Below are 24,526 nucleotides of genomic sequence, written 5' to 3' on the forward strand. Positions count from 1 at the left end.
GGGGGATCTTAATTGAGTACAGACTTCGGGGAAAAAAGCAACGAGCTATTTTTATCAATGGAAGATGAGGAAATTGTTGATACAGTACACCAGGGTAATAGTGAGGCTTTGGATTATTTAATCCACAAATATCGAAATTTTGTACGGGCAAAGGCAAGGTCTTACTTCTTAATCGGAGCAGACAAGGAAGATATTGTTCAAGAAGGAATGATTGGGCTTTATAAGGCAATCCGTGATTTTCGTGAGGACAAGCTTACCTCGTTTAAGGCCTTTGCTGAATTATGTATCACTCGGCAAATAATAACTGCCATTAAAACAGCAACAAGGCAAAAGCATATACCACTGAATTCTTATGTGTCGTTAGATAAGCCTATCTATGATGAGGAATCTGACCGGACATTAATGGATGTCTTGTCCGGTGCAAAGGTTCTAGATCCTGAAGAATTGATTATTAATCAAGAAGAATTCGATCACATTGAAGTAAAAATGACAGAGTTATTAAGTGATTTGGAGCGAAAGGTTTTGGCGTTATACCTTGATGGGCAATCGTATCAAGAGATATCAGAAGAATTAAATCGCCATGTTAAATCGATTGATAATGCACTGCAGCGTGTAAAGAGAAAATTAGAACGTTATTTAGAAATTAGAGAATTTAGTCTCTAATTATGAAAACGGTGACAATTGTTTGAACCCGCGTATTAGTGCTGTTGACAATAATTAGGGGTCATGGTACATTTTTAAGGATATAAAAGATGGATGATGAAGGTGTAAATTATGAGTAAAAAAATTATTCTGGCATGTGCTGACTGTGGATCACGCAATTACTCAACGAATGCAAATCAGTTACAATCAGAACGATTGGAATTAAAAAAATATTGCAAAACATGCGCCTCCCATACAATCCACAGAGAAACAAAATAATTTTATTCATACTAGCAATGTTATTCCGATAGTTGGAGGTTACAGATATGCAGCGCATAAAGAATTTCTTCAGTGATGTTTTCCGTGAAATGAGAAAAGTTAGTTGGCCAAAGCGCAAAGAACTAACTCGCTATACCATTACTGTTATAACAACAGTTGCTTTCTTTGCAATATTTTTTGGAGTAATAGATTTAGGGATTTCAGAATTGATTCGGGTAATCCTTGAATAATAAAAGGTATTTCATGGTATAATGGTGAATAATAAAGCAGTTATTTATGTGAAGCCCGTCTAACGGGTTTTTTCATTTGTCTTAAAAAGTTATGTATTCATGAGGCTTCATTAATTTGAGTTGTAAAATTTCAGCACTCTGTTGTTTGGAGTGGAAGGCACGAAGACTCCTGCTCAGAGGACGGGGCTGGGGAGACCCCGCAGGCGCTTCAGCGCCGAGGAGGCTCCCCGGACCGCCCGCGGAAAGCGAAGTGCCTCGTGACAGGCAAAGAACGCCTGTCACTGCGGTGATTATTCACTGTAGCATTCCTTAGTGGAACGGAAATAAACAAACAACTTTAATGTTGCCTTTATAAAAGTACGGGGAGGGATGGACGTTTAGTCCTCTTGAATGGAAAAGAATTGGTATGTATTACATACTTACTCAGGTTATGAGAATAAAGTTAAAGCAAATTTAGAAAAACGTGTTGAATCGATGGGTATGACAGATAAAATTTTCCGAGTAGTAGTACCTGAAGAAGAAGAAACAGAAATAAAAAACGGAAAAACCAAAGTGGTAAAACGAAAAGTTTTCCCTGGATATGTACTAGTTGAAATCGTAATGACAGATGATTCATGGTACGTAGTACGTAATACTCCTGGTGTAACAGGGTTTGTTGGTTCCGCTGGTGCAGGATCGAAACCTACTCCGCTTCTTCCAGAAGAAGTTGTTGGTATTCTAAAACGCATGGGTGTTGATGAAAAGCGCATCGATGTGAACTATGAAATTGGTGAAACTGTCCGGGTGAAAGAAGGTCCATTTATGAACTTCACTGGAACTGTTGAAGAGATGGATAAAGACAAAGCTAAACTAAAAGTTCTAGTAAATATGTTTGGACGTGACACCCCGGTAGAACTAGAATTTACGCAGATTGAAAAGCTTTGATTTTAAGAATTATTAATAGTAATTTGAAAAAAACTTGAAATCATATTTAAAAAGTGGTAATATTTCATAGGTCAGTATGTCTCTCGATGAGACAAGACTTTTGCTAAGATCTTTATCTTTATATAAAGACAGATACCTGAGTGGGAGGGTAAAAACCCTATTACCACATCACGGACTTTAAGGAGGTGTGTCTCGTGGCTAAAAAAGTAATTAAAGTTGTTAAATTACAAATCCCTGCTGGGAAAGCGAATCCTGCACCACCAGTTGGACCTGCACTAGGTCAAGCCGGTGTTAACATCATGGGATTCTGTAAAGAATTTAACGCTCGTACAGCGGATCAAGCTGGATTAATCATTCCTGTTGAAATCACGGTTTTTGAAGACCGTTCATTTACATTTATTACGAAAACTCCTCCTGCTGCAGTTTTATTAAAAGTAGCAGCTGGAATCCAGTCTGGTTCTGGTGAACCAAACCGTAATAAAGTAGCAACAGTTAAGCGTGATACAGTACGCGAGATTGCGGAACAGAAAATGCCTGACCTAAACGCTGCAAGCGTTGAAGCAGCAATGCGCATGGTTGAAGGTACTGCACGCAGCATGGGAATCGTTATCGAAGACTAATCCATGTAAACTGTTTTTGTAATGAAGGGGGTTGCGTTACTTACGCAACCTTTATTCGTGGGAGTTATTAAAAAACGCTAAAACCACAATCTAGGAGGAAATAAAAATGGCTAAAAAAGGTAAGAAGTATTTAGAAGCTGCTAAGCTTGTTGATAACACAAAAGCTTACCCAGTTACTGAAGCAATTGAACTTGCAAAGAAAACAAACTTCGCTAAATTTGATGCGACATTAGAAGTTGCATTCCGTTTAGGAGTAGACCCTAAGAAAGCTGACCAACAAATTCGTGGTGCAGTAGTACTTCCGAATGGAACTGGTAAAACTCAACGCGTATTAGTATTCGCTAAGGGTGAAAAAGTGAAAGAAGCAGAAGCTGCTGGTGCAGATTATGTTGGCGATGCAGAATACATCACTAAAATTCAACAAGGTTGGTTTGACTTTGATGTAATCGTAGCAACTCCTGATATGATGGGTGAAGTTGGTAAACTTGGTCGTACTTTAGGACCAAAAGGTTTAATGCCAAACCCTAAAACTGGTACAGTTACATTTGATGTAACTCGTGCAATCAATGAAATCAAAGCAGGTAAAGTTGAATACCGTGTTGATAAAGCTGGAAACATCCACGTTCCAATCGGTAAATCATCTTTCGAAAACGAAAAACTTGTTGAGAACTTCAAGACTGTATTCGAAACAATGATGAAAGTTAAGCCTGCAGCTGCAAAGGGAACATACATGAAGAACGTAACTGTTACTTCAACAATGGGACCTGGCGTGAAGGTTGATCCTTCATCTGTTACAGTTAAGTAATTTTTTACCAATTGACAAACATAGGTATATTTTATATAATCTATTTTGTTGTTTAAATAAAACATTTGTACTGAAGACAGCAGGTGCTTTTGAAGCTTAATTTCCTGCCGAGGTAATGCGATAGAATTGGCTGATTCATTCGGCTATTGTATGCACCTCCATGTCTGACTTTTGATGTGGAGGTTTTACTTTGCCTGGTATAAATGTAGAGAATCTACAGGAGGTGTAAAGATGAGCAGCGCAATCCAACAAAAAGTTCAAATCGTTGATGAAATCACAGCTAAGTTAAAAGCTAGTGTTTCAACAATCGTAGTTGACTACCGTGGCCTAACTGTTGCTGAAGTAACTGAACTTCGTAAGCAACTTCGTGAAGCTGGTGTCGACTTCAAAGTTTACAAAAACTCTATGACTCGCCGTGCAGCTGATGCAGCTGAACTTTCAGAGTTAAACGCAGCATTAACTGGTCCGAACGCAATTGCGTTCAGTACAGAAGATGTAGTAGCACCTGCAAAAATTCTTAACGACTTTGCTAAAAAGCACGATGCACTTGAAATTAAAGCTGGTGTAATCGAAGGCAATGTAGCAACAGTTGAAGAGGTTAAAGCACTTGCAGAACTTCCATCACGCGAAGGCTTGCTTTCTATGCTACTCAGCGTACTACAAGCTCCAATCCGCAACCTTGCTCTTGCTACAAAAGCAGTTGCAGAACAAAAAGAAGAACAAGGCGCGTAAGTTAAACATTACCGCTTAAATAATAACTGAACGAAAACTAAGGAGGAAAATTAAAATGACTAAAGAACAAATCATTGAAGCAGTTAAATCTATGACTGTTTTAGAACTTAACGACCTAGTAAAAGCAATCGAAGAAGAATTTGGCGTAACTGCTGCTGCTCCTGTAGCAATGGCTGGCGGAGCTGGTGCTGCTGCTGTTGAAGAGCAAACTGAATTTGATGTAATCCTAGCTAGCGCTGGAGATCAAAAAATCAAGGTTATCAAAGTTGTTCGTGAAATCACAGGTCTTGGTCTTAAAGAAGCAAAAGATCTTGTTGACAACACTCCAAAAGCTGTTAAAGAAGGCGTATCTAAAGAAGAAGCTGAAGAACTTAAAGCTAAACTTGCTGAAGTTGGAGCTAACGTTGAAGTTAAGTAATAAACTTATAGAAAAGCTCGCTGTTTAAGCGGGCTTTTTTTCGCTATCTTAAAGTGGAAGTGCCTCGGTACTGAAGCTTTATATTCGATATTTTCCTCGGGTAACCTCATTAATGAATATTCCTCAGGAGGTGAGCTTATTGTCTGAGCATTACTATTCTCGCACCCAAAAGGTCGAAAGTGAACCAAAGTATTGGGACTTTACCTTAAGGAATCAGTTGTTTCGATTTAAAACGGATAACGGAGTTTTTTCAAAGAAGGAAGTAGATTTCGGTTCTCGTTTATTAATAGAAGCTTTTAAATTACCAAATGTGGAAGGGCCTGTTTTAGATGTAGGCTGCGGTTACGGTCCGATTGGTCTTTCGATTGCAAAGAACTATCCAGAGCGCACTGTACATATGATCGATGTCAATGAACGAGCGATTGAGCTTGCGAAAGAAAACGCTGAGCAAAATTCAGTAAAGAATATTGATGTATATGAAAGTGATACTTTGAAAAATGTGAAGGAACTCAACTTTTCTGCGATATTAACAAATCCACCGATTAGGGCGGGCAAAACAACGGTGCATGATATTTTTGAACAAAGTCATGCGCATTTAGTCTCCCGAGGGGAGCTTTGGATTGTGATTCAAAAGAAGCAAGGAGCACCCTCGGCAATTGAAAAATTAAAACAATTATTTAGCACAGTAGAGACTGTTGACAAGTCCAAAGGTTATTTTATCATTAAAGCGGTAAAATAGTTGACTTGAAAATGTCAGATATGGTAGCATTATAAAATGCCATCATAATAATTTCCGAATTATTCCTGTAAATACTTATTTTTTTAGTATAAAAACAGTTTAAGACGGAAAAGATGACAAAATAATAGTCAAAATGTGAAAATGTGGTTTTTAAAACATAAAAACCCTTTTTCTTTTTTTGTCTGATGGGGGACGTATTAGTCCTTGCAAAAGACCAAAATATATGCTTAAAAAAACGCTTGATTTGAGGGGTGAATCAGTTGACAGGTCAACTAGTTCAGTATGGACGACACCGCCAACGAAGAAGTTACGCACGAATCAGTGAAGTTTTAGAATTACCAAATCTTATTGAAATCCAAACCTCTTCTTATCAATGGTTTCTTGATGAGGGTTTGCGTGAAATGTTCCAGGATATTTCACCAATTGAAGACTTTACTGGTAACCTATCACTTGAATTTATTGATTACAGCCTTGGCGAACCTAAGTATTCTGTTGCGGAATCAAAAGAGCGAGACGTTACATATTCTGCACCATTGCGTGTTAAAGTGCGTCTTGTAAACAAAGAAACAGGCGAAGTAAAAGATCAAGATGTTTTTATGGGTGATTTTCCACTCATGACTGAAACAGGTACGTTTGTCATCAATGGGGCAGAACGTGTTATTGTTTCTCAGTTAGTACGTTCACCGAGCGTATATTTCAGTGGAAAACTCGATAAAAACGGAAAGAAAGGATTTACAGCTACTGTAATTCCGAACCGCGGCGCTTGGCTGGAATATGAAACTGACGCCAAAGATGTCGTATATGTCAGGATAGATCGTACTCGGAAACTGCCCGTTACGGTTCTTTTGCGTGCACTTGGTTTCGGCTCTGATCAAGAAATCATTGAATTGATTGGAGACAATGAGTACATTCGAAATACTCTTGAAAAGGACAACACTGAAGGAGTAGAAAAAGCGCTTCTAGAGATTTATGAGCGTCTGCGTCCAGGTGAACCTCCAACCGTTGATAACGCCAAGAGTCTATTGGTTTCAAGGTTCTTTGATCCAAAAAGATATGACCTTGCAAACGTTGGCCGTTATAAAATTAACAAAAAGCTTCATATTAAAAACCGCTTATTTAATCAGCGTTTGGCTGAATCTCTTGTTGATCCTGAGACAGGTGAAATTATTGCAGAAAAAGGAACACTTCTAGATCGCAGAAACCTTGACCGCATTATTCCTGCTCTCGAAAAGGATGTTAATTTTAAGGGCTTTAATCCTGTTGGCGGCGTAGTAGAAGATGAAATTATTCTTCAAGGTATTAAAATCTATGCTCCAAATGACGATGGTGAAAAAGTAATTAATGTGCTTGGTAATGCTTATGTTGCTGAGCCAATTAAGAATATTACACCTGCTGATATCATTTCTTCAATCAGTTATTTCTTTAACTTGCTGCATGGTGTCGGCGATACAGACGATATTGATCACTTAGGAAATAGACGTCTTCGTTCTGTTGGTGAATTGCTTCAGAACCAATTCAGAATTGGCTTGTCACGTATGGAACGTGTTGTACGTGAAAGAATGTCTATTCAAGATACTGCAACGATTACACCACAACAGTTAATCAATATTCGTCCAGTTATTGCGTCGATTAAAGAGTTCTTTGGAAGCTCTCAGTTATCTCAATTTATGGACCAAACGAATCCGCTTGCTGAATTAACGCATAAGCGACGTTTATCTGCATTAGGACCTGGTGGATTAACACGTGAACGTGCAGGATTTGAAGTACGTGACGTTCACTATTCCCACTATGGCCGTATGTGTCCGATTGAAACACCAGAGGGACCAAACATTGGTTTGATCAACTCTCTTTCATCCTTTGCAAAAGTAAATCGTTTTGGCTTCATTGAAACTCCGTATCGCCGGATTGATCCTGATACTGGAAAAGTTACAAGTCGAATTGATTACTTAACTGCTGATGAAGAAGATAACTATGTAGTTGCACAGGCGAATTCACGTCTTAGTGATGACGGTACATTTATCGATGACGATGTTGTTGCTCGTTTCCGTGGTGAAAACACGGTTGTAAAACGCGACCGTATCGATTATATGGATGTATCACCTAAACAGGTAGTTTCTGCAGCAACCGCATGTATTCCGTTCTTAGAAAATGATGACTCTAACCGTGCCTTGATGGGAGCGAACATGCAGCGTCAAGCCGTGCCGCTTCTGCAGCCGGAAGCGCCAAGAGTTGGAACAGGAATGGAATATGTTTCTGGTAAAGATTCAGGAGCAGCGGTTATTTGTAAGCATGAAGGAATCGTTGAGCATGTTGAGGCACGTGAGGTTTGGGTGCGTCGAATCAATATAGTAGATGGTCAAGAAGTTAAAGGTGACCTTGATAAATATAAAATGCTGAAGTTCATTCGTTCTAATCAGGGAACTTGTTATAACCAACGTCCAATTGTTGCAGTGGGCAACCGTGTAACAAAAGGTGAAATTCTTGCTGATGGTCCTTCAATGGAACTTGGGGAACTAGCTTTAGGACGTAACGTTTTAGTTGGCTTTGTTAACTGGGATGGTTACAACTATGAAGATGCGATCATCATGAGTGAACGCCTTGTAAAAGATGATGTTTATACTTCTATTCATATTGAAGAATATGAATCAGAGTCTCGTGATACAAAGCTTGGGCCAGAAGAAATTACACGTGATATTCCAAACGTGGGTGAAGATGCTCTTCGCAATTTGGATGAGCGTGGAATTATTCGTACTGGTGCAGAAGTAAAAGACGGTGACTTGCTAGTAGGTAAAGTAACACCAAAAGGAGTTACTGAACTAACTGCAGAAGAAAGATTACTACACGCTATCTTTGGTGAAAAAGCACGAGAAGTTCGTGATACTTCACTAAGAGTTCCGCATGGCGGAGGCGGTATTGTTCTTGATGTTAAGGTCTTTAACCGTGAAGACGGCGATGAATTACCGCCAGGAGTGAATCAGCTTGTTCGAGTCTACATTGTTCAGAAGCGTAAGATTCATGAAGGAGATAAAATGGCCGGCCGTCATGGTAACAAAGGGGTAATATCCCGAATATTGCCAGAAGAGGATATGCCATATTTACCAGATGGTACACCAATTGACATTATGTTAAATCCTTTAGGGGTTCCTTCACGTATGAATATCGGACAGGTGCTTGAGCTTCACTTAGGTATGGCTGCTAGAGCACTTGGAATTCACGTTGCTTCACCAGTATTTGATGGTGCACGTGAGGAAGATGTTTGGGGAACAATTGAAGAAGCAGGTATGGCTAATGATGCAAAAACTGTATTATATGATGGCCGTTCTGGTGAACCGTTTGATAATCGTGTGTCTGTTGGCGTTATGTATATGATTAAACTGGCACACATGGTTGATGATAAATTACATGCACGTTCTACTGGACCATACTCACTTGTAACCCAGCAGCCACTTGGCGGTAAAGCGCAATTTGGCGGTCAGCGTTTTGGTGAGATGGAGGTTTGGGCGCTTGAAGCATACGGTGCTGCATATACACTGCAAGAAATTCTGACTGTTAAATCAGATGACGTTGTAGGTCGTGTGAAGACGTATGAAGCGATTGTAAAAGGTGAAAATGTACCGGAACCAGGTGTTCCTGAATCATTCAAGGTATTAATAAAAGAACTTCAGAGTCTTGGTATGGATGTAAAAATCCTTTCTGGAGATGAAAAAGAAATTGAAATGCGGGATATGGAAGATGAAGAGGACTTACAGCAAGTCGATACATTAAACATCGTTCCAGAAACTCAAGCATTTGAATCTGAGAAGGTTGGTTCCAAGGAATAAGAGTTAGCTAAAAGCGTCACATGGGCGCTTTTAGCTAATGATTGTCTAGATAGAAAGGGAGGTAGGCCCCTTGCTGGATGTTAATAATTTTGAGTATATGAAGATTGGCCTGGCATCACCAGATAAAATCCGTTCTTGGTCTTTTGGAGAAGTAAAAAAGCCAGAAACCATTAACTATCGTACATTGAAGCCTGAAAAGGATGGTTTATTCTGTGAGAGGATTTTTGGTCCGACAAAGGATTGGGAATGTCACTGTGGAAAATATAAACGTGTCCGTTATAAAGGTGTAGTTTGTGACCGATGCGGTGTTGAAGTAACACGTGCAAAGGTTCGCCGTGAACGTATGGGTCATATTGAGCTTGCTGCTCCTGTTTCTCATATTTGGTATTTTAAAGGCATCCCTAGCCGGATGGGACTAGTATTAGATATGTCTCCTAGGGCTTTAGAAGAAATCATTTATTTTGCTTCTTATGTTGTTACTGAATCAGGGGATACAGCTCTTGATAAAAAACAACTATTATCAGAAAAAGAATATCGGGCATACCGTGAAAAGTACGGGAATAAATTCCAAGCTGCCATGGGTGCTGAAGCAATTAAAAAGCTTCTTTCTGATATTGATTTAAATAAAGAGGTTGACGCATTAAAAGAAGAATTAAAATCAGCCCAAGGCCAGCGTCGTACTCGTGCGATTAAACGTCTTGAAGTGTTGGAAGCTTTCCGTAACTCTGGAAATGAGCCATCTTGGATGATTCTTGATGTTCTTCCTGTCATCCCTCCAGAACTTCGTCCGATGGTACAGTTGGATGGAGGAAGATTCGCTACATCGGATTTAAACGATCTTTATCGTCGTGTAATCAACCGGAATAATCGTTTAAAGCGTTTGTTGGATCTTGGTGCGCCGAGTATCATCGTTCAAAACGAAAAGCGGATGCTTCAAGAAGCAGTAGACGCCTTAATAGATAATGGCCGTCGCGGACGTCCAGTAACTGGTCCTGGTAACCGTCCATTAAAGTCACTTTCCCATATGTTAAAAGGAAAGCAAGGCCGTTTCCGTCAAAACTTACTGGGTAAACGTGTTGACTATTCTGGCCGTTCTGTTATTGTTGTTGGTCCAAACCTTAAGATGTACCAATGTGGTCTGCCAAAAGAAATGGCTCTTGAGTTATTTAAGCCATTCGTTATGAAAGAACTCGTTGAAAAAGGTTTAGCGCACAACATTAAATCTGCAAAACGTAAAATTGAAAGAGTTTCTCCTGAAGTGTGGGATGTGCTTGAAGATGTTATTCGTGAGCACCCAGTTTTATTAAACCGTGCCCCAACACTTCACAGACTAGGAATCCAGGCATTTGAACCAACCCTTGTTGAAGGAAGAGCGATTCGCCTTCACCCTCTTGTATGTACAGCATACAACGCGGACTTTGATGGTGACCAAATGGCTGTTCACGTTCCGCTTTCATCTGAAGCGCAAGCAGAGGCTAGACTTTTAATGTTAGCCGCCCAAAACATCTTGAACCCTAAAGATGGTAAGCCGGTAGTTACACCTTCTCAGGATATGGTACTTGGAAACTACTACCTGACTCTTGAAAGAGAAGGCGCTATTGGTGAGGGTATGATTTTTAAAGATACGAACGAAGCGTTAATTGCTTATCAAAATGGCTATGTTCATCTACACACACGTGTAGCTGTTCATGCTGGTTCATTAGGAAATGAAACCTTAACAGAAGAACAAAACAATAAGTTACTTATTACCACTGTTGGTAAGCTTATTTTTAATGAAATTCTTCCAAAATCATTCCCATATATCAACGAACCTACTAGACAAAACTTAGAAGTTGAAACACCTGCTAAGTACTTTGTTGAAAAAGGTGAGGATGTTCCAGCGAGAATTCAAGAAATGCCATTAGTAGACCCGTTCAAAAAGAAAATCCTTGGAAATATCATTGCAGAAGTATTTAAACGATTCAAAATCACTGAAACGTCAAAAATGCTAGACCGCATGAAAGACTTAGGATTCAAATATTCTACAAAAGCTGGGATTACCGTCGGTGTTGCCGATATCGTGGTATTACCTGAAAAGCAAGAAATTCTACATGAGGCACAAAGCAAGGTTGATAACGTTATGAAGCAGTTCCGTCGTGGATTAATCACTGAAGACGAACGATATGACCGTGTAATTGCCATTTGGAGTGCAGCGAAAGATAACATTCAAGGAAAATTGATGCAATCGTTGAATAAAACGAATCCAATTTTCATGATGAGTGATTCCGGTGCCCGTGGTAACGCCTCTAACTTCACACAGCTTGCTGGGATGCGTGGATTGATGGCCAACCCGGCTGGACGTATCATCGAATTACCGATCAAGTCAAGTTTCCGTGAAGGACTGACAGTATTAGAATACTTTATCTCTACACACGGTGCTCGTAAAGGTCTTGCCGATACTGCACTGAAAACAGCTGACTCAGGTTACTTAACACGTCGTCTTGTTGACGTTGCACAAGATGTAATTGTCCGTGAAGATGATTGTGGAACCGATCGTGGTCTGTTAATCCGTTCACTTAAGGATGGAACAGAGGTTATCGAAGGATTGGATGAACGTTTAATTGGCCGTTATGCACGTAATCCAATTAGACATCCTGAAACAAAAGAAGTATTAGTTCCTGAAAATGGACTTATTACTGAAGATTTAGCAGAAACAATTGTGGGTGCCGGAATTGAAGAAGTGAGAATTCGATCTGCCTTTACATGTAATACCCGTCATGGAGTATGTAAAAAGTGTTATGGCCGTAACTTGGCTACAGGTCAAGAAGTTGAAGTTGGGGAAGCAGTTGGTATTATTGCAGCCCAATCAATTGGAGAACCTGGTACACAGTTAACAATGCGTACATTCCATACAGGAGGGGTAGCAGGAGACGATATCACTCAAGGTTTACCGCGTATTCAAGAAATCTTTGAAGCTCGTAACCCTAAAGGGCAGGCAGTTATTTCTGAGATTGATGGCGTGGTTGTGGGTATTAACGAAGGCCGTGATCGTCAGCACGAAATCATCGTTCAAGGTGAGATTGAATCACGTACTTATAATGCTCCATATACAGCGCGCTTGAAAGTAGCTGTTAATGACCGGGTAGAACGCGGTCAGGAATTAACTGAAGGTTCTATTGACCCTAAAGAGTTAATTAAAGTCAAAGATGTAAATGCTGTACAAGAGTACTTACTCCGTGAAGTTCAAAAGGTTTACCGTATGCAGGGTGTTGAGATTGGCGATAAGCACGTAGAAGTAATGGTTCGTCAGATGATGCGTAAGGTCCGCGTAAGTGATGCAGGTGAAACAGATGTACTTCCTGGTACATTATTAGATATTCACCAATTCACAGATGCAAACGAAAAAGCATTGTTAGCAGGAAAACTGCCAGCTACTGGACGTCCGGTATTACTTGGTATTACGAAAGCGTCACTTGAAACTGACTCATTCCTTTCTGCTGCATCCTTCCAAGAAACAACAAGAGTTCTTACAGATGCTGCAATCAAAGGTAAACGTGATGAATTACTCGGCTTAAAAGAAAATGTTATTATTGGTAAGCTAGTTCCTGCAGGTACAGGTATGCAGAGATACCGTAAAGCTGAACCAGTCTTAAGAGATACAACTTCTGAAGAAACAGTAGCGATAGACTAGGGTTTTAAAATTTATGCGGTACCCGCTTTAGCAGCGTGTACCGCCTTTTATAGACAGTCGTCTTTAAAAAATAATTTAAAGTGTTGTTGACTTATATTTTAGAAGATGGTAATATATCAAAGGTGCTCCTATTCACCTGATACTTTGGAGGATATGATATATGTCTTATGAAAAAGTATTACAGGCAGCTAAGATTGTTATAGGAACAAAACAAGCAGTAAAAGCACTAAAGGATGGAACAGCAAGCGAGTTAATGATTGCGAATGATGCAGAAACGAGAGTGACGGCATCGGTTGTGAAATTAGCTCAAGAATTAAACATCCCAATTATCTATGTTGACTCGATGAAAAAACTCGGGAAAGCATGTGGAATAGAAGTTGGTGCTTCAACTGTAGTAATTATCAGTTAAAAACTGTTTTTGTAGATATAAGATCTGCAAGAACTTTGTTTTTGCACTAAAATGAACCACCTGGATGTGTGGGCTTACAAAAAATGAAGGGAGGAAAAGTAACATGCCTACTATTAATCAATTGGTGCGCAAACCTCGTCAAGCAATCACTGAAAAGTCGAAGTCTCCTGCGCTAAATAAAGGTTATAACAGCTTCAAAAAATCACAAACTAATGTATCTTCACCACAAAAACGTGGGGTATGTACTCGTGTTGGTACAATGACTCCAAAGAAACCGAACTCAGCGTTACGTAAATATGCTCGTGTACGTTTGACAAACGGTATTGAGGTGACAGCTTACATTCCTGGTATTGGTCACAACCTTCAAGAGCACAGTGTTGTTCTTATTCGTGGAGGGCGTGTAAAGGATTTACCAGGAGTACGTTATCACATCGTACGTGGTGCTCTTGATACGGCTGGAGTTAACAACCGTATGCAAGGACGTTCTAAATACGGTACTAAGAGACCAAAAGCAGCTAAGAAATAAAACAGATAAATAGACAGCTTGTTTGAAAGGAGGAAATTAAATGCCACGTAAAGGTCCTGTAGCAAAAAGAGACGTGTTACCAGATCCACTTTACAATTCAAAATTAGTTACTCGTCTAATCAACAAAATGATGGTTGACGGTAAAAGAGGTAAATCACAAGAAATTCTTTACTCTGCATTTGAAACAATCCGTGAACGCTCTGGTAAAGAGCCAATGGAAATTTTTGAAGCAGCAATGAAGAATATCATGCCAGTACTAGAGGTAAGAGCTCGCCGTGTAGGTGGAGCAAACTACCAAGTACCAGTTGAGGTACGTCCTGATCGTCGTACAACTCTTGGTCTTCGTTGGTTAGTAAACTATGCGCGTCTTCGCGGTGAAAAGACGATGGAAGAGCGTTTAGCGAACGAAATCATGGATGCAGCTAATAACGCTGGAGCATCTGTTAAGAAGCGTGAAGATACTCACAAAATGGCAGAAGCAAACAAAGCGTTTGCTCACTATCGTTGGTAGGATTACCTTTAACATAAAAACTTTCATACTAGGAAGGAGAAAGACCCATGGCAAGAGAGTTCTCCTTAGAAAACACTCGTAATATCGGCATCATGGCACACATCGATGCCGGTAAAACGACGACCACTGAGCGTGTACTTTATTACACTGGTAAGATTCATAAAATCGGTGAAACACATGAAGGTGCTTCTCAGATGGACTGGATGGAGCAAGAGCAAGAACGCGGAATCACAATTACTTCCGCAGCAACAACTGCATCATGGAAAGGTCATCGCGTAAACATCATCGATACACCAGGACACGTAGACTTCACAGTTGAAGTTGAACGTTCCCTTCGTGTACTTGATGGTGCGGTAGCGGTACTTGATGCACAGTCTGGTGTTGAACCGCAAACTGAAACAGTTTGGCGTCAAGCAACAACTTACGGTGTACCTCGTGTAGTATTCGTAAACAAAATGGACAAAATCGGTGCAGACTTCTTGTATTCTGTAAGAACAATACATGATCGTTTGCAAGCGAATGCCCACCCGATTCAGATACCAATTGGTGCTGAAGATCAGTTCTCTGCAATCATTGACCTTGTAGAAATGAATGCAATATTTTACGGTAATGACTTAGGTACTGATATTGAAGTACGTGACATTCCTGAAGAGTATCTAACTCTAGCTGAAGAGTGGCGTGAAAAGCTAGTTGAAGCAGTAGCAGAATTAGATGAAGAATTAATGGAAAAATACCTTGGTGGTGAAGAAATCACTAAAGAAGAGCTTAAAGCTGGTATTCGTCAAGGTACTGTTAATGTAGAATTCTACCCTGTTATATGTGGATCTGCTTTCAAAAACAAAGGTGTTCAGTTAATGTTAGATGCTGTTATTGATTACCTTCCATCTCCATTAGATGTTCCTGCAATCAAGGGTCATGCTCCGGATGATGAAGAAGAAGTCCTTGAACGTCACTCAAGTGATGAAGAGCCGTTTTCAGCTCTTGCATTTAAAGTTATGACTGATCCTTATGTTGGTAAATTAACGTTCTTCCGTGTTTACTCGGGTACTTTAGAATCTGGATCTTATGTTCAGAACTCTACTAAAGGAAAACGTGAACGTGTTGGACGTATCCTGCAAATGCATGCAAATAGCCGTCAAGAAATCTCAAAGGTTTTTGCTGGTGACATTGCTGCAGCTGTAGGTTTGAAAGATACTACTACTGGGGATACACTTTGTGATGATAAAAACCTTGTTATTCTTGAGTCAATGAACTTCCCTGAACCAGTAATTCAACTTTCCGTTGAACCAAAATCAAAAGCTGACCAAGATAAAATGACAACTGCATTGCAAAAGCTTCAAGAAGAAGATCCAACATTCCGTGCGCATACTGACCAGGAAACTGGACAAGTTATCATTGCCGGTATGGGAGAGCTTCACCTTGATATCTTAGTAGATCGTATGCGTCGTGAATTCAAAGTAGAAGCTAACGTAGGTGCTCCACAAGTTGCTTACCGTGAAACATTCCGTGCTTCTGCACAAGTAGAAGGTAAGTTTGCACGTCAATCCGGTGGTCGTGGACAATATGGCCATGTTTGGATTGAATTCTCACCTAATGATGAAGGTAAAGGATTCGAATTCGTAAATGGTATCGTTGGTGGTGTTGTTCCTCGTGAATACATCCCAGCAGTTCAAGCTGGTCTTGAAGATTCCTTGAATCGTGGAGTACTTGCTGGATATCCTTTAGTTGATATTAAGGCTAGACTATTTGATGGTTCTTACCATGATGTCGATTCATCTGAGATGGCATTTAAGATTGCTGCATCTATGGCACTTAAAAATGCAGCTTCTAAGTGTAAACCTGTTATCCTAGAACCTATGATGAGGGTTGAAGTTGTAATCCCTGAAGAGTATCTAGGAGATATTATGGGTCAAATCACTGCACGCCGTGGTCGTGTAGAAGGAATGGAAGCACGTGGTAACGCTCAAGTAGTTCGTGCACAAGTTCCACTTTCAGAAATGTTTGGTTATGCAACTGCACTTCGTTCTAGTACACAAGGACGTGGAGTATTCTCCATGCACTTCGATCACTACGAAGAAGTACCAAAATCAGTTTCTGAAGAAATTATCAAAAAAAATAAAGGTGAATAATTGATTTTCACCTTTTAATAAAGTATAACTACTTATGTATCAATGGAAACTGTAGAATTGGGACAACCCCGTTTACAGTTTCCAAAAATATACTTAACTTTTTCAAATTAAAGGAGGATTTTCCTAATGGGTAAAGCTAAATTCGACCGTTCAAAGCCACACGTTAACATTGGTACAATTGGTCACGTTGACCACGGTAAAACAACTTTAACAGCTGCAATCACTTCTGTTCTTGCTAAATCTGGTAAAGCAGAAGCTCGTGCATATGATCAAATTGATGGTGCTCCAGAAGAAAAAGAGCGTGGAATCACTATCTCAACTGCACACGTTGAGTATGAAACTGACAATCGTCACTACGCACACGTTGACTGCCCAGGACACGCTGACTATGTTAAGAACATGATCACTGGTGCTGCTCAAATGGACGGCGGTATCCTAGTTGTTTCTGCAACTGATGGTCCAATGCCACAAACTCGTGAGCACATTCTTCTTTCTCGTCAGGTAGGCGTACCTTACCTTGTTGTATTCATGAACAAGTGTGATATGGTTGATGACGAAGAACTTCTTGAATTAGTAGAAATGGAAATTCGTGATCTATTATCAGAATACGACTTCCCAGGAGATGACACTCCAGTAATCAAAGGTTCTGCTCTTAAAGCATTAGAAGGCGATGCTGCATGGGAAGAAAAAATCTTTGAACTTATGAACGCAGTTGATGAGTGGATTCCACAACCAACTCGTGACACAGATAAGCCATTCATGATGCCGGTTGAGGATGTATTCTCAATCACTGGCCGTGGAACAGTTGCTACAGGACGTGTTGAGCGTGGTGTAGTAAAAGTTGGTGACGTAGTTGAAATCGTTGGTTTCACTGAAGAGCCAAAATCTACTACTGTAACAGGTGTAGAAATGTTCCGTAAGCTTCTTGACTTTGCAGAAGCTGGTGACAACATTGGTGCATTACTTCGTGGTGTAGCACGTGAAGAAATCGAGCGTGGACAAGTTTTGGCTAAACCAAAATCAATCACTCCACACACAAAGTTTAAAGCACAAGTTTACGTTTTATCAAAAGAAGAAGGTGGACGTCACACTCCATTCTTCACTAACTACCGTCCACAATTCTATTTCCGTACTTCTGATATTACTGGTATTTGTAATCTTCCAGAAGGCGTAGAAATGGTTATGCCTGGCGACCACATCGAAATGACTGTTGAGCTTATCGCTCCAGTTGCGATCGAAGAAGGTACAAAGTTCTCTATCCGTGAAGGCGGACGTACTGTTGGTTCAGGTTCAATCACAACTATCACTGAATAATTAAAAAATCAGTTATATAAAGAGCAGCTGGATGACGATCCAGCTGTTTTTTTATGTAAAAATTCGTGTTTCTTCTATATAATGAACTCATGTAATTTTCAGTTTATAAAGCGTTATTAAAGGTTATTTTTGGAGAATGAGTTTTTCTATTGTAATTGTATAAACAGGCCGCTATAATAATAAAAGTGTGCTGGACGCAGCAGAAAATATTTTTTTAAAAAAATGTTGCGTTCGCCTAAACAATTATGTATAATAGACAATGTTGGTCTTTGACTGCGATGATGTGAAAGGTTGCTGACACACCCGGCCGCTTTGCCATGGCGAGTGTGTGGGAAATTTTCACTGAGAATGTCTATTTTTAAAATAGGCGAATAAAGGAGGGAAAATAATGGCAAAACAAAAGATTCGTATCCGTTTAAAAGCTTATGATCACAGAATTCTTGATCAGTCTGCAGAAAAAATCGTTGAAACAGCAAAGCGTTCAGGTGCAGCCGTTTCTGGACCGATTCCACTACCGACTGAGAAATCAATCTACACGATCCTTCGTGCGGTGCATAAGTACAAAGATTCTCGTGAGCAGTTCGAAATGAGAACTCATAAGCGTCTAATCGACATCGTTAACCCAACTCCACAAACAGTTGATGCGTTAATGCGTTTAGACTTACCATCTGGTGTTGATATCGAAATTAAACTTTAGTAAAAATAAATAACCAAATTTTATAGGAGGTGTGACTTAAATGACCAAAGGAATCTTAGGAAGAAAGATTGGTATGACTCAAGTATTTGCAGAAAACGGCAACTTAATTCCAGTTACTGTAGTTGAAGCTGCTCAGAACGTAGTTCTTCAAAAGAAATCAGTTGAAAGCGACGGTTACGAAGCTGTTCAAGTTGGTTTTGAAGACAAACGTGAAAAGTTAGCTAACAAACCAGAAAAAGGACATGTTGCTAAAGCAAACACTACTCCTAAGCGCTTCGTTCGCGAATTCCGCGGAGTTGACGTAACAGGATATGAAGTTGGTCAAGAAGTCAAAGTTGATATTTTCGCTGCAGGCGATGTAGTAGATGTAACAGGAATCTCAAAGGGTAAAGGTTTCCAAGGTGTTATTAAACGCCACGGACAATCACGCGGCCCAATGGCTCACGGTTCACGTTATCACCGTCGTCCAGGTTCAATGGGACCTGTTGCTCCAAACCGCGTATTCAAAGGTAAATTATTACCAGGACGTATGGGTGGAGAACAAATTACTGTCCAAAATCTTGAAATTGTTAAGGTAGATGTTGAACGTAACTTACTATTAATCAAAGGTAACGTTCCAGGACCTAAAAAAGCTTTATTAAAGATTAAAAGTGCGGTAAAAGCGTAATATCTTCATAAGAAAGGAGGAGCAAAAGAATGCCTAAAGTTTCATTATTTAACCAAAACGGATCACAAGTTGGTGAAATCGAACTTAATGAATCAGTATTTGGTATCGAGCCTAACCAACACGTATTATTCGAAGCGATTGTTATGCAAAGAGCTTCATTACGTCAAGGAACTCATAAAGTAAAAGTTCGTTCTGAAGTACGCGGCGGTGGACGTAAACCATGGCGTCAAAAAGGAACTGGTCGTGCTCGTCAAGGGTCTATCCGTTCTCCACAATGGCGCGGAGGTGGTACTGTTTTCGGTCCGACACCACGCAGCTACAGCTACAAATTACCTAAAAAGGTACGTCGCTTAGCGATTAAATCTGCACTATCTTCTAAAGTGTTAGAAGAGAATGTTTTAGTGTTAGAAAGCCTTGCTTTCGATGCTCCAAAAACAAAAGATTTCAAAACAGTATTAGGTGGTCTTTCAGTTGAGAAGAAAGCTCTTATCGTTACTGCTGACCTTGATGAAAATGTAGCACTTTCTGCTCGTAATATTCCTGGTGTAACAGTTGTAACTGCTGACGGAATCAATGTTCTTGATGTAGTAAATCATGATCAATTAATCATGACGAAAGCTGCAGTTGAAAAAGTAGAGGAGGTGCTTGCATAATGGATGCACGCGATATCATTAAGCGCCCCGTTATCACTGAACGTTCTACTGACCTAATGGCTGAAAAGAAATATACGTTTGAAGTTGATGTGAGAGCTAATAAAACTCAAGTTAAAGATGCGATTGTTGAAATCTTTGGCGTAGAAGTTGAAAAAGTTAACATCATGAACTATAAAGGTAAATTCAAGCGCATGGGTAAATTCGGTGGTTACACAAACAAACGTCGTAAAGCTATTGTAAAACTAACTGCTGATAGCAAAGAAATCGAATTCTTTGAAGCATAATAAAAACTAACAAGAAGAGGAGGGAATAAAATGGCGATTAAAAAGTACAAACCTACCTCTAATGGTCGTCGCGGTATGACAGTTTCTGATTTCGCAGAAATCACAACTAGCACACCAGAAAAATCTCTATTAGCACCTTTAAAGAGAAAAGGCGGCCGTAATAACCAAGGTAAGTTAACTGTTCGTCATCAAGGTGGCGGTCATAAGCGTTCATACCGTATCATTGATTTCAAGCGTAACAAAGATGGCATTCCTGGACGCGTTGCTACTATCGAGTACGATCCAAACCGTTCCGCAAATATTGCACTAATAAATTATGTTGATGGTGAAAAGCGTTATATCCTAGCTCCTAAGAACCTAGTAGTAGGTTTAGAAGTAATGTCAGGCCCTGAGGCAGATATTAAAGTAGGTAATGCATTACCATTAGCAAACATTCCTGTTGGTACAGTAGTACACAACATCGAATTAAAACCTGGTAAGGGTGGACAATTAGTTCGTTCTGCTGGTACATCAGCACAGGTTCTTGGTAAAGAAGGTAAATACGTACTTGTACGTTTAAATTCTGGTGAAGTTCGAATGATTCTTGCTGAGTGCCGTGCAACAATCGGTCAAGTAGGTAATGAGCAGCACGAACTTATTAACATTGGTAAAGCAGGTCGTTCACGTTGGTTAGGCAAACGTCCAACTGTTCGTGGATCTGTAATGAACCCTAATGATCACCCACACGGTGGTGGTGAAGGACGTTCACCAATCGGACGTAAATCACCAATGTCTCCATGGGGTAAACCAACTCTTGGATTCAAGACTCGTAAGAAGAAAAATAAATCCGACAAGTTTATCGTACGTCGTCGTAAAAAATAACGGGATTGAACTACGGTTCAAAGAACGAGCCGTAGAACAATCACGAAGGGAGGTTCATCCATGGGTCGCAGCCTAAAAAAAGGACCATTTGTTGATGATCATTTAATGGTTAAGATCGAAAAGTTAAATGAAACTGAAGGTAAGCAAGTTGTTAAAACTTGGTCACGTCGTTCTACGATCTTCCCACAATTTATCGGCCACACTATCGCAGTTTATGATGGTCGCAAACATGTGCCTGTATATGTTACTGAAGACATGGTAGGACACAAGCTTGGAGAATTCGCTCCAACTCGTGCTTACAAAGGCCATGGTAATGATGATAAGAAAACCAGACGTTAAGAGAGGAGGGCATCCAAATGCAAGCTAAAGCTGTTGCAAGAACAGTTCGTATTGCTCCTCGTAAAGCACGTTTAGTCGTAGATCTAATTCGAGGAAAGCAAGTTGGTGAAGCGGTGTCGATTTTAAATCACACACCAAAGTTTGCTTCTCCAATCGTTGAAAAAGTATTGAAATCTGCTATGGCAAATGCCGAGCACAATTATGAAATGGACATTAATAGCTTGGTTGTAACTCAAGCTTTTGTAGATGAGGGACCAACGTTGAAACGTTTCCGTCCTCGCGCAATGGGCCGTGCTAGCCAAATTAACAAACGCACAAGCCACATCACAATCGTTCTATCAGAAAAGAAGGAGGGATAATCTGTGGGTCAAAAAGTAAATCCAGTCGGTTTGCGTATCGGTATCATCAAAGATTGGGAATCTAAGTGGTACGCAGGTAAAGACTTCGCTGATCTTTTACACGAAGACCTTAAAATTCGTGAGTATATCACGAAACGTTTGAAGGATGCTTCTGTATCTAAAGTTGAGATCGAACGTGCAGCTAACCGTGTGAACGTTACTGTTCATACTGCTAAGCCTGGTATGGTTATCGGTAAAGGCGGTACTGAAGTTGAAGCACTTCGTAAAGCTTTAAATCAATTAACTGGCAAACGTGTTCACATCAACATTCTTGAAATTAAAAGAGCTGACCTTGATGCGAAATTAGTTGCTGAAAATGTTGCTCGTCAATTAGAAAACCGTGTATCTTTCCGTCGTGCACAAAAGCAAGTTATTCAACGTGCTATGCGTGCTGGTGCAAAAGGTATTAAAACAATGGTATCAGGTCGTCTAGGCGGTGCAGATATTGCTCGTTCAGAACAATACAGCGAAGGTACAGTTCCACTTCATACACTTCGTGCTGATATCGACTATGCTCATGCTGAAGCTGATACTACTTATGGTAAGCTTGGCGTGAAAGTATGGATCTATAAGGGAGAAGTCCTTCCTACTAAGAAGAAATCTGCGGAAGGAGGCAAATAATATGTTATTGCCAAAACGCGTTAAATATCGCCGTCAACACCGTGGAAAAATGCGTGGTAACGCTAAAGGTGGCACTGAAGTAACATTCGGTGAATTCGGCTTACAAGCAACTGAAGCTTCATGGATCACTAACCGCCAAATCGAAGCTGCCCGTATTGCAATGACTCGTTACATGAAACGTGGCGGTAAAGTTTGGATTAAGATTTTCCCACATAAGCCTTATACTGCAAAACCTTTAGAGGTGCGTATGGGTTCTGGTAAAGGGGCGCCTGAAGGTTGGGTAGCTGTTGTTAAACCAGGAAAAGTAATGTTTGAAATTGCTGGTGTTTCTGAAGAAGTAGCACGTGAAGCACTTCGTCTTGCTATGCACAAACTTCCAGTAAAATGTAAGTTTGTAAAACGTGAAGAAATTGGTGGTGAATCAAATGAGAGCTAATGAAATTAAAGACCTTACCACTGCCGAAATTGAACAAAAAGTTAAATCTTTAAAAGAAGAGCTTTTCAACCTTCGCTTCCAATTAGCGACTGGGCAACTTGAAAATACAGCTCGCATTCGTGAAGTACGCAAAGCGATTGCTCGTATGAAAACTGTGATTCGTGAGAGAGAAATCAGCTTTAACAAGTAAAAACCCGAGAGGAGGTTCACATAATGAGTGAACGTAATCAGCGCAAAGTTTACACTGGACGCGTTGTTTCTGACAAAATGGATAAAACTATTACTGTTTTAGTCGAAACATACAAAAAGCATCCTCTTTACGGTAAACGCGTTAAATACTCTAAAAAGTTTAAGGCTCATGATGAGCAAAATGAAGCAAAAATTGGCGATATCGTACGTATCATGGAAACTCGTCCGCTTTCAGCTACTAAACGCTTCCGTTTAGTTGAAGTTACAGAAAAAGCAGTTATTATTTAATTGTTCGGATTAAGCATCATTCCGAAGGGAGGTTACACACATGATTCAACAAGAATCACGTTTAAAAGTTGCTGATAACTCTGGTGCTCGTGAGGTACTAACCATTAAAGTTCTTGGTGGTTCTGGCCGTAAAACTGCGGGTATTGGTGATGTTATCGTTTGTACAGTGAAACAAGCAACACCTGGTGGCGTTGTTAAAAAGGGTGACGTTGTTAAGGCAGTTATCGTTCGTACTAAGAGCGGTGCTCGTCGACCTGATGGATCATACATTCGTTTTGATGAAAACGCATGTGTAATTATCAAGGATGATAAAAGCCCACGTGGAACTCGTATCTTCGGACCAGTTGCTCGTGAACTTCGCGATAACAACTTTATGAAAATCGTTTCCTTGGCTCCAGAAGTACTATAATTTAAATTCAATTGCCTTTAAGGAGGTGCTTACGAATGCATGTTAAAAAGGGTGACAAAGTAAGAGTTATCTCCGGTAAGGATAAAGGCAAAACAGGAGTAATCCTAGCAGCCTATCCTAAAGATAGCCGTGTACTAGTAGAAGGTGTCAACATCGTGAAAAAACACGCTAAACCTTCTCAAGTGAATCCACAAGGCGGAATTATGAGCTTTGAGGCACCAATTCATGTATCAAACGTTATGCCTATCGACCCTAAGTCTGGTAACCCAACTCGTGTTGGTTTCACAACGGTTGATGGCAAAAAAGTACGCGTAGCAAAATCCGGTGAAGTATTAGATAAATAGTCTAAATTTTAGAAGGGAGGTACAATAAGTGAACCGCCTAAAAGAAAAGTTTGTAAAAGAAGTTACTCCTGCTCTTATGAGCAAGTTCAACTATAAATCAGTAATGCAAGTTCCTCAACTTGATAAAATAGTTATTAACATGGGTGTTGGTGATGCAGTAGCAAATGCTAAAGCTTTAGATAATGCTGTTGAAGAACTAGCAACAATTACAGGACAAAAGCCTGTAGTAACTCGTGCAAAGAAATCAATCGCTGGCTTCCGTCTTCGTGAAGGTATGCCGATCGGTGCAAAAGTTACACTTCGCGGTGAGCGCATGTATCAATTCTTGGATAAATTAGTTTCTGTTTCTTTACCTCGTGTTCGTGACTTCCGTGGTGTTTCTAAGAAATCATTCGATGGTCGCGGTAATTATACATTGGGTGTTAAAGAACAGTTAATCTTCCCTGAAATTGATTACGATAAGGTAAGCAAAGTTCGTGGTATGGATATCGTTATCGTAACTACTGCTAACACTGATGAAGAAGCACGTGAACTGTTAACTCAATTTGGAATGCCATTCCAAAAGTAATCG

30 protein-coding genes and 1 other annotated feature are annotated in these 24,526 nt (G+C 40.1%); all 30 genes read left to right on the forward strand.

Annotated features, from left to right (window positions below; genetic code table 11):
* Window positions 1-12 precede the first annotated feature (12 nt).
* The 30 genes from sigH (at window position 13) to rplE (ending at window position 24,523) form a co-directional block, all read left to right on the forward strand.
* On the forward strand, window positions 13-663 hold the full coding sequence (gene sigH / locus H0184_RS26670) for an RNA polymerase sporulation sigma factor SigH (RefSeq protein ID WP_221830815.1): 651 nt from the start codon (window positions 13-15) through the stop codon (window positions 661-663).
* 111 nt (window positions 664-774) lie between these two features.
* The gene (gene rpmG / locus H0184_RS26675; protein WP_221830817.1) at window positions 775-921 is read left to right on the forward strand and encodes a 50S ribosomal protein L33; all 147 of its coding nucleotides are present in this window, start codon (window positions 775-777) and stop codon (window positions 919-921) included.
* Between the two features lie 47 nt (window positions 922-968).
* Window positions 969-1,151: a preprotein translocase subunit SecE gene (gene secE, locus H0184_RS26680; RefSeq protein WP_221830819.1), complete on the forward strand. Its 183-nt coding sequence runs from the start codon at window positions 969-971 to the stop codon at window positions 1,149-1,151.
* 390 nt (window positions 1,152-1,541) lie between these two features.
* Window positions 1,542-2,075 (forward strand): transcription termination/antitermination protein NusG, encoded by a 534-nt coding sequence (nusG, locus tag H0184_RS26685; RefSeq protein ID WP_221830836.1) that lies wholly within the window; start codon window positions 1,542-1,544, stop codon window positions 2,073-2,075.
* A 194-nt stretch (window positions 2,076-2,269) separates the two neighbouring features.
* A complete protein-coding gene (gene rplK / locus H0184_RS26690; protein ID WP_007085303.1) occupies window positions 2,270-2,695 on the forward strand; it encodes a 50S ribosomal protein L11 in 426 nt (141 codons plus the stop codon).
* A gap of 106 nt (window positions 2,696-2,801) precedes the next feature.
* Window positions 2,802-3,500: a 50S ribosomal protein L1 gene (rplA, locus tag H0184_RS26695; protein WP_221830845.1), complete on the forward strand. Its 699-nt coding sequence runs from the start codon at window positions 2,802-2,804 to the stop codon at window positions 3,498-3,500.
* A 52-nt stretch (window positions 3,501-3,552) separates the two neighbouring features.
* Window positions 3,553-3,698, forward strand: a sequence feature (ribosomal protein L10 leader region).
* 33 nt (window positions 3,699-3,731) lie between these two features.
* A complete protein-coding gene (gene rplJ / locus H0184_RS26700) occupies window positions 3,732-4,232 on the forward strand; it encodes a 50S ribosomal protein L10 (protein ID WP_034676047.1) in 501 nt (166 codons plus the stop codon).
* Between the two features lie 55 nt (window positions 4,233-4,287).
* Window positions 4,288-4,650, forward strand: a complete 363-nt coding sequence (gene rplL, locus H0184_RS26705; RefSeq protein ID WP_221830847.1) for a 50S ribosomal protein L7/L12 — start codon at window positions 4,288-4,290, stop codon at window positions 4,648-4,650.
* 139 nt (window positions 4,651-4,789) lie between these two features.
* Window positions 4,790-5,389, forward strand: a complete 600-nt coding sequence (locus tag H0184_RS26710; protein ID WP_221830849.1) for a class I SAM-dependent methyltransferase — start codon at window positions 4,790-4,792, stop codon at window positions 5,387-5,389.
* A 260-nt stretch (window positions 5,390-5,649) separates the two neighbouring features.
* The gene (gene rpoB, locus H0184_RS26715) at window positions 5,650-9,210 is read left to right on the forward strand and encodes a DNA-directed RNA polymerase subunit beta (protein WP_221830851.1); all 3,561 of its coding nucleotides are present in this window, start codon (window positions 5,650-5,652) and stop codon (window positions 9,208-9,210) included.
* 70 nt (window positions 9,211-9,280) lie between these two features.
* Complete coding sequence (gene rpoC, locus H0184_RS26720; protein ID WP_221830852.1) at window positions 9,281-12,880, forward strand: DNA-directed RNA polymerase subunit beta'; 3,600 nt, start codon at window positions 9,281-9,283, stop codon at window positions 12,878-12,880.
* A gap of 160 nt (window positions 12,881-13,040) precedes the next feature.
* Entirely contained in the window at window positions 13,041-13,289 is a 249-nt protein-coding gene (locus tag H0184_RS26725; RefSeq protein ID WP_221830854.1) for a 50S ribosomal protein L7ae-like protein, read from the forward strand.
* Between the two features lie 103 nt (window positions 13,290-13,392).
* Window positions 13,393-13,815: a 30S ribosomal protein S12 gene (gene rpsL / locus H0184_RS26730; protein ID WP_026574083.1), complete on the forward strand. Its 423-nt coding sequence runs from the start codon at window positions 13,393-13,395 to the stop codon at window positions 13,813-13,815.
* 40 nt (window positions 13,816-13,855) lie between these two features.
* A complete protein-coding gene (rpsG, locus tag H0184_RS26735; protein WP_179161264.1) occupies window positions 13,856-14,326 on the forward strand; it encodes a 30S ribosomal protein S7 in 471 nt (156 codons plus the stop codon).
* 47 nt (window positions 14,327-14,373) lie between these two features.
* Window positions 14,374-16,455 (forward strand): elongation factor G, encoded by a 2,082-nt coding sequence (gene fusA / locus H0184_RS26740; protein WP_221830859.1) that lies wholly within the window; start codon window positions 14,374-14,376, stop codon window positions 16,453-16,455.
* A 126-nt stretch (window positions 16,456-16,581) separates the two neighbouring features.
* Window positions 16,582-17,769, forward strand: a complete 1,188-nt coding sequence (gene tuf / locus H0184_RS26745) for an elongation factor Tu (protein ID WP_034676069.1) — start codon at window positions 16,582-16,584, stop codon at window positions 17,767-17,769.
* A gap of 388 nt (window positions 17,770-18,157) precedes the next feature.
* Window positions 18,158-18,466, forward strand: a complete 309-nt coding sequence (gene rpsJ, locus H0184_RS26750; protein ID WP_034676072.1) for a 30S ribosomal protein S10 — start codon at window positions 18,158-18,160, stop codon at window positions 18,464-18,466.
* Between the two features lie 40 nt (window positions 18,467-18,506).
* Window positions 18,507-19,133, forward strand: a complete 627-nt coding sequence (rplC, locus tag H0184_RS26755; protein ID WP_221830861.1) for a 50S ribosomal protein L3 — start codon at window positions 18,507-18,509, stop codon at window positions 19,131-19,133.
* Between the two features lie 29 nt (window positions 19,134-19,162).
* Complete coding sequence (rplD, locus tag H0184_RS26760; RefSeq protein ID WP_221830869.1) at window positions 19,163-19,786, forward strand: 50S ribosomal protein L4; 624 nt, start codon at window positions 19,163-19,165, stop codon at window positions 19,784-19,786.
* On the forward strand, window positions 19,786-20,070 hold the full coding sequence (gene rplW / locus H0184_RS26765; protein ID WP_034676080.1) for a 50S ribosomal protein L23: 285 nt from the start codon (window positions 19,786-19,788) through the stop codon (window positions 20,068-20,070). The genes rplD and rplW overlap by 1 nt, the downstream gene beginning before the upstream one ends.
* Window positions 20,071-20,100: 30 nt before the next feature.
* Complete coding sequence (gene rplB / locus H0184_RS26770; protein WP_221830871.1) at window positions 20,101-20,931, forward strand: 50S ribosomal protein L2; 831 nt, start codon at window positions 20,101-20,103, stop codon at window positions 20,929-20,931.
* Window positions 20,932-20,991: 60 nt separating this feature from the next.
* Window positions 20,992-21,270 (forward strand): 30S ribosomal protein S19, encoded by a 279-nt coding sequence (gene rpsS, locus H0184_RS26775; RefSeq protein WP_026574091.1) that lies wholly within the window; start codon window positions 20,992-20,994, stop codon window positions 21,268-21,270.
* 17 nt (window positions 21,271-21,287) lie between these two features.
* The gene (rplV, locus tag H0184_RS26780) at window positions 21,288-21,629 is read left to right on the forward strand and encodes a 50S ribosomal protein L22 (protein ID WP_095250619.1); all 342 of its coding nucleotides are present in this window, start codon (window positions 21,288-21,290) and stop codon (window positions 21,627-21,629) included.
* 3 nt (window positions 21,630-21,632) lie between these two features.
* Window positions 21,633-22,289 (forward strand): 30S ribosomal protein S3, encoded by a 657-nt coding sequence (rpsC, locus tag H0184_RS26785; protein ID WP_192654879.1) that lies wholly within the window; start codon window positions 21,633-21,635, stop codon window positions 22,287-22,289.
* A 1-nt stretch (window position 22,290) separates the two neighbouring features.
* Window positions 22,291-22,725, forward strand: a complete 435-nt coding sequence (gene rplP, locus H0184_RS26790; RefSeq protein WP_034676090.1) for a 50S ribosomal protein L16 — start codon at window positions 22,291-22,293, stop codon at window positions 22,723-22,725.
* A complete protein-coding gene (gene rpmC, locus H0184_RS26795) occupies window positions 22,715-22,915 on the forward strand; it encodes a 50S ribosomal protein L29 (protein WP_132096513.1) in 201 nt (66 codons plus the stop codon). The genes rplP and rpmC overlap by 11 nt, the downstream gene beginning before the upstream one ends.
* Before the next feature lie 23 nt (window positions 22,916-22,938).
* A complete protein-coding gene (gene rpsQ, locus H0184_RS26800; protein WP_034676097.1) occupies window positions 22,939-23,202 on the forward strand; it encodes a 30S ribosomal protein S17 in 264 nt (87 codons plus the stop codon).
* 40 nt (window positions 23,203-23,242) lie between these two features.
* On the forward strand, window positions 23,243-23,611 hold the full coding sequence (rplN, locus tag H0184_RS26805; RefSeq protein WP_034676100.1) for a 50S ribosomal protein L14: 369 nt from the start codon (window positions 23,243-23,245) through the stop codon (window positions 23,609-23,611).
* Between the two features lie 35 nt (window positions 23,612-23,646).
* Entirely contained in the window at window positions 23,647-23,955 is a 309-nt protein-coding gene (gene rplX, locus H0184_RS26810) for a 50S ribosomal protein L24 (protein ID WP_221830879.1), read from the forward strand.
* Between the two features lie 28 nt (window positions 23,956-23,983).
* The gene (rplE, locus tag H0184_RS26815; RefSeq protein ID WP_034676105.1) at window positions 23,984-24,523 is read left to right on the forward strand and encodes a 50S ribosomal protein L5; all 540 of its coding nucleotides are present in this window, start codon (window positions 23,984-23,986) and stop codon (window positions 24,521-24,523) included.
* Window positions 24,524-24,526: the final 3 nt, after the last annotated feature.

It is taken from the genome of Neobacillus niacini, from assembly GCF_019749295.1.
In the GTDB taxonomy this organism is placed as follows: domain Bacteria; phylum Bacillota; class Bacilli; order Bacillales; family Cytobacillaceae; genus Neobacillus; species Neobacillus niacini_D.